The organism is Aquiflexum sp. (assembly GCF_041749095.1).
Classification (GTDB): domain Bacteria; phylum Bacteroidota; class Bacteroidia; order Cytophagales; family Cyclobacteriaceae; genus Aquiflexum.
In genome coordinates, this window is sequence record NZ_JBGTCA010000159.1 from 1 (window position 1) to 11,520 (window position 11,520).

Sequence of the window (11,520 nt, forward strand, 5' to 3'; positions counted from 1 at the left end):
CCACAGGATTATGGCAACAAGACCGATGTCCATTCTCTTTCTCTCCGAGACCACAACGGAAACGGACTTGCCCTTACCTTTCCGGAGCCCATGAATTTCAGTGTTCACGAATACGGCGTAGACCACTTGGATAGGGCCCTTTATCCCTTTCAGTTAAAAAAATCCGGGTTCATTACGCTGAATACGGATTATCGTGTATCAGGGGTAGGAGATACCGCCCGGTCTACGTTGGAAAAGTACCGGGTGAAAGCGACAACTTATCAGTTTGTGATTGAATTTTCACCTTTGCATTAAGGAGAAATCAAACAGCGGAGAAACCACACCGCAAACTAATTAAAACCACGAAATGCGATGGGAGTGAAAACCAATTCATGGCAGCCGCTGCTGGTATGGGGCCTTCTGGGGGCTATGCTCATTGTTATAATGGGCTTTGTATGGAAGTTCGGGAGCAACGTCCCGTCTTGGGATGGCTGGGACATGGTGCCTCCGCTCACAGGAAATCAGCCGGTCACGATGGAATGGCTATGGTCGTTGCACAATGAGCACCGGGTCCCTTTGCCCAGGCTTACTGCTTTGCTGCTATATGCGATCACGGGTATCAATTTCAAAATCGGGATGGCATTCGGGGTGTTGTTGATAGCGGTGTTGGCTTATGCCCTGATTTTTACAGCGAGCCGAATGCGCGGTTACACGAGCTGGACGGATGCCTTTTTTCCACTCTTGCTGTTGAATATCGGCCATGCCACCAATTACTTGTGGGCTTGGCAGATCCAGTATTTTCTATCGGTGCTGTTTGTCGGGATTGTGTTGGCGGTGCTGGCTCAAGCCCCTAAGCGTATATCAGAAAAAAATGCCACTACTGTAGTGGGGGCTTGCACTTTGGCGCTGATTCTGTGCGGCGGTAATGGCTTGCTGATAGTTCCTCCTTTGTTGATATGGATGGTCTTTGTGTTATTCATGCCTGGCATTGCACCGACTCTTAAAAGAGGACAGCGGACTTGGCTTGCCGGGCTGGTCTTGATGGCAACCTCGCTGACAGCCGCTTATTTTATCGGATATGAAGGAGTGCCGTATCATCCGGATGGAAAAAGCGGCTGGACTATGATACGTACTATTACCCAGTTATATACGATCGGTCTGGGCCCAGGGCTTTATCTGGCATGGCCCTTATCCGGGGTGGCGGCACTGTTGGGGCTGTTGGCAGGATTTTGGCAGTTGGCAAAAAATATCCCGCAACATAGCGAGCGGTTCCGAGCTACAGGCTTGATGGCTTTACTGGCCGGCCTGTCAATCTTATGTGTCGCTATTGGCCATGGCCGAGATAACTTGAGCCTCACCTCGGGTCAGATCGGCACGAACTTCGTGTTCGAGATCCGTTACTATCTACTGATTGTGCCCGTTTGGTGTGCTTTGTACTTGATATTCAGCATCTACAGCTCGCCCCGATTCAATATTTTCGGGCGGGCCGTCTTGTGTTTAGCCACATTGCTACTCCTTTGGCCTAACACACAGATAGGGTGGGGCTACGGAAAATATTTGAGGGCGAATTTAGGATCCTTTGAAGAGGATATGCGTGCCGGTCTTCCTGCTCACGAACTGATTATACGCCACGGCGATTTTCTTCACGTAAACCAGGATATATTAACTGACTATTTGCCGATGCTCCGTAAGGCTCAGGTTGGCGCCTTTGTTGCCTTAAAGCAGGATCCAATCTTCGAAGAGATACAGATACCGTATAGCTATCGGACCGCAGAACGGATTGTATTTCAAGGGGATACCGCTTTCACAGAGGACTATCTTGGGTACGTCGGATTTGTACTGCCTGAATCCCGTCACGTCCATGGTGTGACGCTTAAATTCACCAATTCAGACTTGAAAAAAGCAGCACCTTTCCGAATGTACTTCTGGAGCGGCAAAAAAATGAAACAAAATATCGGTCACAATGTATGGAAAGAGGGTTATAATAGTATTTTCTATCAGCCGACAGGCGACCGTATGAACTGGGAAAGAGCCACTTGGCTGAAACAACTGGACACGATATCCACTACAACAGTTTGGATAAATGATATGCTACAGGAGTTCAGGATTTACCCTGATTTAGAGCCCTGTGCTTTTTTTCTGGTAGAAGTTAAACTACTTGTAGCAAGGAAGGAAGATTGATATTGCGTTGTCCGAAGTCTCTGGCTTCGTGACGCTGAGTATTAGCGTTTGTAACGCTAGTAGAAAGGATCCCTTTTTTATACAATTTGATCCTATTTTGGACTTTTGGAGATTCCTCCTTGCGTACAAATGACAGATTTGTAATTGATGGTTTTGAACTATAAAAAGCATTTAAGTCTATAAAGAACTTTGCCTTGTCACCTCGACGTCAGGAGAGGTCTGCAGCCCTTCTTGATGGCATATCCCTTTCTGAACATTTCCAAAATGTTAATTACTCGGAATGACGGCAGATGGTCGGAATGGTGGCGTTGTCCGAAGCCTCTGGCTTCGTGACGCTGAGTATTGGCGTTTGTAACGCTAGTAGTAAAGATCCCCTTTTTATACAATTTGATCCTTTTTGTGGACTTTTAGAGATTCCTCCTGACGTCAGAATGACGAGGGGGTGGTCGGAATGGTGGCGTTGTTCAAAGCCTTTGGCTTCTTGACGCTGAGTCTTAGCATTTGTAACGCTACTAGTAAAGAACTTTTTTTTATACCATTAGATCCTTTTGTGGACTATTGGGGATTCCTCTTGACGTCGGATTGACGGAAAGGGGTAGAAATGATGTGGAGAATTAAAATAAGACGTTTTCGGGACCATTAGAGATCCCTCCTGACGGAATGACGGAACAGAACGGTCAAAACGCTCATTTCAACTACAATATAAGTTTTATGTTTATGTGTAAAAATTTGTATGACCTGTCTCAAATTTTGGTTTGTACAATGAAGTTTTGGAAAAGGAAAAAACTATCCCCAAAATTGAAAATGATTTAAGGATCATCACCCATCTGAAAGCTTAATCACCCAGGTCAAGCAATCGGTAAATTGAAGTAGGCCGGCTTTTTTAAAGTCGGAGGGGAGACTACACCCTAAACTTAATTTATTAAGCCCTAAACAATTGTATTATGAGATTTTGCTTGTTGATTTCAATTTGGCTCCTGAGCTTCTTTACTATCGCCGATGCTTTTGGACAATCCCCTTCCCTACCTGCTTTCCCCGGTGCTGAGGGGTTCGGGAAATATGCCACAGGTGGCCGTGGAGGTGCGGTATATATCGTCACCAATCTTAATGACAGCGGAACAGGAAGCCTGCGATGGGCACTCGAAGCCATTGAACCCAGAACAGTGGTCTTTGAAGTATCCGGAAATATCGAACTGAAAAGCCAAATCAATGTCAGGAGCGGTAATTTAACCGTAGCCGGACAGACTGCACCTGGTGATGGCATCACCCTTAAAAATTACCCCTTGGTCATCCGCAATACAAGCAATATCATCCTCAGATTTATCCGGTCTAGAATGGGAGACCTGAATTGGGTAGATGGGGATGCACTAACTGTCAGACGGGATAGTGATGGCGTAAGCCCTGACAACATTATCATCGACCATTGTTCCTTTTCTTGGGGCACTGATGAAACATTGTCAATAGTCAATTCAAAGAACATCACCATACAAAACTGCATCATTTCAGAAGGGCTCCATGATTCTGCAAATGCAAAAGGACCGCACTCATATGGAGGAATCATTTCAGGCCAGAACATCTCCATCTATAATAACTTAATAAGCCACTTTAAAGAAAGGAATTTGCAATTTCAGAAAGGAAGCGCCTTCCAAAGAAAAGAATCTTTGATTGATTTCAGGAACAATGTTGTTTTCAATTGGTCCCATCGGTCTAGTGACGGAGGCACTGAATCCAACGTCAACCTGTATCAAAACTATTATAAAGCAGGACCTGCCTCCTTCGAGACTGGCCGCCCCGACCACATCATGAATGCACTAATGGCTAATAGTGACCCTTCTACATATGGGTTGTTATATTTGGAAGGCAATAAAATGGGGCACAGCCTTGTGGTAGAACAAGATCAGTGGGCAGGAGTAAGGCTTTCCTCAAGTAGTTTAACAAAGGAGTACCTCCACCTACTTCAAAATAGGGACAGTAAGGGAAATTTGGCTCCGCATTATATCTCTCCAGGTATTTACAGCCATACGCATACCGCAGACAACGCCTATGTTTCCGTATTAGAAAAAGCGGGGGCAAGTCTATCGCGTGATCAGGTGGACCAAAGGATTGTGCAGGAAGTCAGCACAGGGAAAGTGACTTTTAAAGGATCCAAAACGGGGCTTTCAGGAATCATCGATAGCCAAAAAGATGTTGGGGGATGGCCGCAACTGAAATCCCTGCCTGCACCCAAAGACACGGATCGAGATGGTATGCCCGATGAATGGGAAATCGCCAATGGACTGGATCCCAAAAAAGCAGATGATAAAGGCTATAACTTAAGCAAGGAATATACAAATATTGAAGTTTATATCAACAGTCTGATTGACCAGAACAGTCCAATTGCCCCAACTTCAATAATTGAAGTATCCGGAATTACAACTACACCAAAAACTGCTACTTTGGATAAAGGGAAGACACTTCAGATTTATCCAACTATTTCTCCCTCAAATGCCAGCAACAAAAAGGTAATTTGGACATCTTCCAATACCAAAGTAGCTACAGTCAATGCAAGTGGCTTGGTTACAGCAATAGAATTGGGTTCGGCTACCATAACCGCAATAACTGAGGATGGTGGCTTTACCGCCAAAACGGAAATTACTGTTATAGAAAATAACAATTCTTTTGGCGTAGAAAGTTTTACACTGATAGATGCTGGAAGTAATACAGCAATCGCGCCCTTGTCAAATGGGGATGAGTTAAACCTGGAAGATATTCAAAATAAAAGTCTGAACTTCAGGGCCAATATCAACCCTATTGAAGTAGGATCTGTTTATTTTTCATTAAAAGGCCCTGTCAACTCATCCCGGACAGACAATGGCTATACTTATGATTTACTGAACAATGCCGGACTTTCACTTCCTGCAGGTAATTATACCCTTACCGCTATCCCTTATGCTGAAAGAGACAGAGGCGGTACACAAGGAACGGAACTGACCATTGCATTTTCAATCATTGAGCAGGATTATAATCCACTCAATTTATCCTTCGGGGTTGAAACTTTTACTTTGATAGATGCCGGTAGCAATACCTCCATTTCGGAAATGTCTGATGGTGACGAACTGGATCTGGCAAATATTCGAATCTTAAGTCTTAATTTTAGAGCGAATACAAATCCGATTGAGGTAGGTAGCGTCTATTTATCCCTGGAAGGTCCTATAAATCATTCCAAAACTGAAAATGTGGCCCCTTATGCACTTTTTGGAGATAGAGATGGTGTTTATAATGGGAGTTTGTTGACTATGGGCAATTATACCCTGACCGCCATCCCCTATTCTGAAAGCAACCGTGGTGGTTCTGCAGGTAAAGCACTGACCATTAAGTTTGAAGTAATAGATTCCGAAAAAGTAGTAGTGCCTACCACACCAGTTTTGATTTCCCCGGCAGACGGGTCAAAGGATTTGGATACTTCCATCAAGCTTTCCTGGAAGAATGTTGAAAACGCAGATACTTACAGGTTACAGGTTTCATTGACCAAAGATTTCTCCAATAGAGTTTTGGATAGCAGCAGTTTAAAAGAGACTTATTTTCAATTAGGGAATTTGGAAGAGGGGAAAACATATTATTGGAGGGTAAGGGCTACTAATACCGCTGGAAACAGCAGCTATACGGCCACTTGGAGTTTTTCTACAAAAGCCTCTGTGTTGGCACCATCAGCACCTAAACTGTCCAGTCCTGAATCCGGCACATTGGTAAAACCGGAACAAATTGTGCTCGAATGGATTCCGGTGGATGCGGCAGAAAAATACGAAGTTCAGGTTTCTACTTATTCCAATTTCAGTCAGGGTATTGCTTATCAAAACAGCAATCTAACTACTCATAAAGTAGTGGTTGACCTTGACCCTGATAAAATATATTTCTGGAGAGTTCGGGCTGTCAATGTAGCGGGTACGAGCCCCTATTCTACCGTATGGAGTTTGATTACGGAATCCCTAACGCCTTTGGATTCATCCATATTATTGAGCCCCAAGAATGGCGCCGTTATACAGGAAACCAGGATAGATTTGGTATGGGATGGCGTAGATGAGGCATCGGATTATAAGCTTGAATTATCCGGTGATCAATCCTTTAGTAAAATTGTGGCTAGCCATACCGGTCTTAAAGTAACATATGCAACAATTGAAAATCTACAACCTGGGACAACCTATTATTGGAGAGTAACTGCTTCAGGAAGCAGGCCGGAAAGTCAATCTGAGATTTGGAGCTTTTCCGTCGCTGAAGCCGAAGAAGAAGTGGAGGTACCGCTGGAAATTAATGTCTTTCCAAATCCATTCCGGGAATATATTAATATTGAATTTTCCAAGCAGATTGAAGAAGATGTATTTGTATTACTCTTTGATAATAAGGGCAAAACAGTGTTGGAAAAACAGATTAAAAATCCAGGTAAGGATATTAATCTTACAATGCCTCAGGGAATGGCGAATGGGCCTTACAATTTAAGAATCCAAAGTTCAAAATTTGTGGAATCAAGGAAAGTAGTTAAAAGGTAAACTTTAAATGATTTAATATGAATGTATTAAAAAACAGGCGGATCTAGTTCCGGCCTGTTTTTTTTATTTGAAACCTTAGATTTCGCATAAGAGCCAATGCGAGTGTCCTCACTCACATCATTATGGAGTTCGGAACTTAAATGAATGAATTAAATCGTCCGTACCTACGGTACTTTTGGGTTGGTCTAATTAATTTGATCCCGGCAATAAATTACCGGGCTATAATTTCGTTCATGCCTACGGCATTTTCCTTCCCTAACGTCATTTTCTTCTGAACATTTTCAAAATGTTGAATACTCGGGATGACGCCTCCCCGCCGTAAGAAGGGTTAACTTAATGTCATTTCCAGTCTTTAAATGCCATTTTTCATTGCTCAGAAAGACGAACAAGATGGCGCTAAAAAAAATTCTTTCAGCTTGGCTAAAAAGGCAAGGTATTTGCTTAAAAAAAATTTCATCCTTTACAAGGGATATTAAAAAAATTTATAAGCCTTAGTTATTTCTGACATGTTAACCTTTAATAAGCCATCCTCATGGAGGATTTATTGTATTTTTATTTTTATTGTCTTTCTCTCCATTCCGCTAAAAGCACAAAATTATCCTGTATCGGATTATGATCCTAACCTTCAGCAAGTAATTGCCTTTCCCGGTGCGGAGGGATTTGGGAAGTATGCCACCGGAGGCAGGGGTGGACAGGTAATCAAAGTCACCAATCTCAATGATTCAGGTCCCGGTAGCTTTAGGGAAGCTGTTGGATCGGTCGGCCCAAGGATTGTCGTTTTTGAAGTGTCCGGAACCATAGAACTAAAAAGCCAAATCAATATCCGTAGCAGCAACAGTCATTTAACTGTTGCCGGACAGACCGCACCCGGAGATGGCATCACACTCAAAAATTACCCCTTGGTCATCCGCAGTGCAAACAACATCATCATCCGATATATCCGGTCAAGAATGGGGGACTTACAAAAATTTACAGGAAATGCATTCAACATCAGACAAGATAGCAATCAATCCATTCCAGAAAATATCATCATCGACCATTGTTCCTTTTCATGGGGAACTGATGAAACCATGTCAATAGTCAATTCCAGAAACATTACCATACAAAACTCCATCATTTCAGAAGGGCTTAATGCTTCTATACATGAAAAAGGGGAACATGGTTATGGTGGAATCATTTCCGGGCAGAACATTTCGGTCTATAATAACTTAATCAGCCATTTTGTAGAAAGGAATTTTCTATTTCATACCGGGAGCTCCTTCCAAAGAGCGGAATCCTTGATTGATTTCCGGAACAATGTCGTTTACAATTGGTTCCATAGGGCAAGTGATGGCGGTACTGATTCCAACATCAACCTGTTTAACAATTATTATAAAGCCGGCCCTGCCTCTTTCGAGGGCGGCACTCCTGACTACATCATGAATCCACTTGGCGACCCTGATACTTACGGTTTGTTTTACTTGGAAGGCAATAAACTACAGCACAGGCCTGAAGTAGAGAAGGATCAGTGGTCAGGTGTAAGGCTACAATCAGGTGATTTGACAGATAAGTACATGCACCTTACCCAAAATAGGGATAAGAATGGCAAACTGATCCCATTCCCTATTCCTGAGGGGATATACAGTGAATATAGGACAGCAACCCAAGCCTATCAATCAGTAACTGATTTTGCGGGGGCAAGTCTTGTAAGAGATGGGGTAGATATCAGAATTGTGAAGGAAACCCGTAACGGCACAAACACCTATAAGGGATCAAAGACAGGGCTTTTGGGTATCATTGACAGTCAAAAGGATGTGGGGGGATGGCCTGTGTTAAAAAGTCTTTCTGCCCCTGTGGATTCAGATGGTGATGGCATACCTGATTCCTGGGAGAATACCAACAATCTGGATCCAAAATCCCTCAATGACAAGGATCATAACCTAAGTCCTTACTATACAAATATTGAAGTCTATATCAACAGCCTTGTACAGGACATTCTTGTACAACAAAATCAGGGAGCACCAAACCAAGCTGAATTGGTTTTACCTGCCAATAATGAAAGTATCAGTCCCGTGGATTTGAGTTTTGCCTGGAAGCCTCTTAACAATGCCAGCGAGTACCGAATTCAGATTTCTAAAAACAGTGACTTCAGTAGCAATGTGATCAATATCAATAACATCAAAACTTACAGCTTGGTTTACCCGGAATTGGATGCCAACAGCACATATTATTGGCGGGTCAGGGCGAGCAATGGTTTTGGCAACGGGGCTTACTCTACTGTAAGATTATTTAAAACGGGCAGCAAAAATATTTCTCCGGCTAGAACCTTGTTGCTTTCTCCGGAAAATCAGAAGAATAATGTGGGTTTAAGTCCTGTATTTCATTGGGCCAAAGTCCCCAATACAGATTCCTATCAAATACAGGTTTCGGGTACATCTGATTTTTCCAATTTAATCGTAAACCAAAGTAATATTACTGAGAACGTTTATCAATCTCCTCAACTAAAAGAAAACAGCACCCATTATTGGCGGGTAAGGGCCAGAAACGAAAATGGAACGGGTTCCTATTCGACTGTAAGCTCTTTCAAAACCTTAAATTTTTCCGATAGTCCGGAAAGCGTTGTTCCTGTCAGTCCGATCAATCAAATCCAGATTTCCCCACTCAAGGTTAATGTGAAATGGTTAACGCAGGAAACTGCGGAGAATTACCAAGTCCAAATTGCCACAGACTTTTCTTTTTCCAACCTGGTTTTCAACAAAAGCAGACTTACAGGAACTCAATTGGAAATTCCAAACCTCGATCCCAATAAAACTTATTATTGGCGAATAAGGGGGGTAAATCGTTCTGGTACTGGAAGATATTCCGCTACTAATCAGTTTAAAACCTTAGCACTTGATGCACCACAAGAGTTACCTGATACGGAAAAGGATATCAATACACTGCTAAACAATGGTTTGATAGGTTATTGGCCTATGGATGAAGGAAGCGGTAACCGCATGATGGACCAATCGGGCAAGGGAAATCATGCCACGATTGTCAATGCCAATGGTGTTACCTGGAAAGCAGGTATGGTGAACAAAGCGATTAGTCTTAGTGGACATAGTGATAGATTTGGCAGGGCATCCCACAACAGTTCCTTGGCTATTCCCAAGGCTGTGACGATTGCTGCTTGGGTCAAACCTTCAGTGATGGGCCGAAACAGCATTATCAGTAAATCAGATAGTAACGGAAACGGTTTTGAATTGTGGCTGGACCTTAACGGACAAATCGTATTCCGTCTCAATCGGGGCAAAGACGGATCTACCTACAGGCTGCTTTCCAATTTTAATTACAGTAACTTGGTAGGCAAATGGTTCCATATAGCTGCGACATTCGATGGCAACTACCATAAAATTTACATCAATGGAGAGGAGGATATATCCCGTACCTATTTTAACTCTTTTGAAATCGGTACCAATTCAGGAGTATTGGTCATTGGTGCTATAGGCACGATACAACGCTTTAAAGGTGAAATGGATGAACTTCGATTGTATGAAAGGGCTTTTAGTGATGTTGAAATCCCCCTTCTGCTGAGAGTACAATCCCCTCCTCCACCTCAAAGCCAAATGTCTTCAGGTAATTTAGTCGGCCATTGGAAAATGGACGAGGGCAGTGGCAATAAGCTTCTCGACGATTCGGGAAATGGTAATGATGCCAACATCATCAGAACCAGCGGTGTCACTTGGATAACTGGTGTAGAAGGTCTCGCACTCAACCTTGACGGTGGAACCGGAAGGTACGGTGAAGTAGCCCATAACAGCAGCCTGGAAATCAAAGATGCCATCAGCATTGCAGCTTGGGTAAATCCAAACGTGGTGGGCAGGAACACTGTTATCAGCAAATCCGACGGGAACGTTTTTGAGCTTACCCTCAACAATGACGGCATCATTGATTTTTACCTCAATCGGGGCTCGGCAGATTCTTACAGGCTGAGGTCAAAATACAATTATACACGGGACATAGGCAATTGGATTCACGTGACTGCCACATTTGACGGTAGCAATAGCAAAATTTATATCAACGGCATCGAGGATGTTTCGGGAAGCTCTTCGCCTTTTACCATTGGAACATTCTCCGGAGACCTTTCCATAGCAGCAAACGGAACTATCCAAAGATTTAAAGGAAGCTTGGATGACCTTAGACTATATAGCGGGGTACTTAGTGTCAATGAAATCGAGGATTTAGCTTCCAATAGCAAAACAATGCGCATATTGCAAAGAGGATCCAAAACCAATACTGCAATTCCTAAAGAAGATTCATTTCAGTCAGAAGCATCCATCGTTCCCGAAAATAGAGAGGAAAGGATAGCCCCTGTACTTTATCCCAATCCTGCAGAATCATGGATTCAGGTGATGTCCCTGTGGCAAAAAGATGGAACGATGAAAGGTCAGGTGTATGATATGAAGGGTGTGCTTTTGATGGAAAAGGAATTTGAAGTGCATTCCTTCAGTATAGAAATTGACCTCTCACCTATGAACCTGAAAACAGGCAATTATATGTTGATATTACAGGATACACAGCATAGGGAAGTGTTTAGATTTATTAAAAAATAAAGTTAACAGGAATTTGCTTGGGTAAGAGAGGAGATAAAAACGGCTGTGCCGCTTTTATCTCCTCTCTTTTTTTATGAAATCTTTTTTATCACGAATCCAATAATTTTGAACTATCAAATGTTCAGAAAAGGAATGACATCAGGTTACCTTTCAGGCAGCCGTCATTCCGAGTAATTAACATTTTGGAAATGTTCAGAAAATATAATGACATTAGTTTGGCTTATATATGATTAATTTAAACGAAATTAATGTAAAACCAGTAAATA

At 42.7% G+C, this 11,520-nt stretch carries 4 protein-coding genes; all 4 read left to right on the forward strand.

From position 1 onward, the window contains the following. On the forward strand, positions 1-294 hold a 294-nt coding region (locus tag ACEW8O_RS07835), incomplete at its 5' end, for a hypothetical protein (RefSeq protein WP_373494065.1). Between the two features lie 57 nt (positions 295-351). After that, positions 352-2,160: a hypothetical protein gene (locus ACEW8O_RS07840; protein WP_373494066.1), complete on the forward strand. Its 1,809-nt coding sequence runs from the start codon at positions 352-354 to the stop codon at positions 2,158-2,160. A 944-nt stretch (positions 2,161-3,104) separates the two neighbouring features. Continuing rightward, positions 3,105-6,683, forward strand: a complete 3,579-nt coding sequence (locus ACEW8O_RS07845; RefSeq protein ID WP_373494067.1) for an Ig-like domain-containing protein — start codon at positions 3,105-3,107, stop codon at positions 6,681-6,683. A gap of 506 nt (positions 6,684-7,189) precedes the next feature. Further along, complete coding sequence (locus tag ACEW8O_RS07850; RefSeq protein ID WP_373494068.1) at positions 7,190-11,254, forward strand: LamG-like jellyroll fold domain-containing protein; 4,065 nt, start codon at positions 7,190-7,192, stop codon at positions 11,252-11,254. Positions 11,255-11,520 lie beyond the last annotated feature (266 nt).

Bases quoted from the DNA above. Each gene is read 5' to 3' on its own strand.
- ACEW8O_RS07840 (WP_373494066.1), top strand. From the start codon at position 352: ATGGGAGTGAAAACCAATTCATGGCAGCCGCTGCTGGTATGGGGCCTT.
- ACEW8O_RS07845 (WP_373494067.1), top strand. From the start codon at position 3,105: ATGAGATTTTGCTTGTTGATTTCAATTTGGCTCCTGAGCTTCTTTACT.
- ACEW8O_RS07850 (WP_373494068.1), top strand. From the start codon at position 7,190: ATGTTAACCTTTAATAAGCCATCCTCATGGAGGATTTATTGTATTTTT.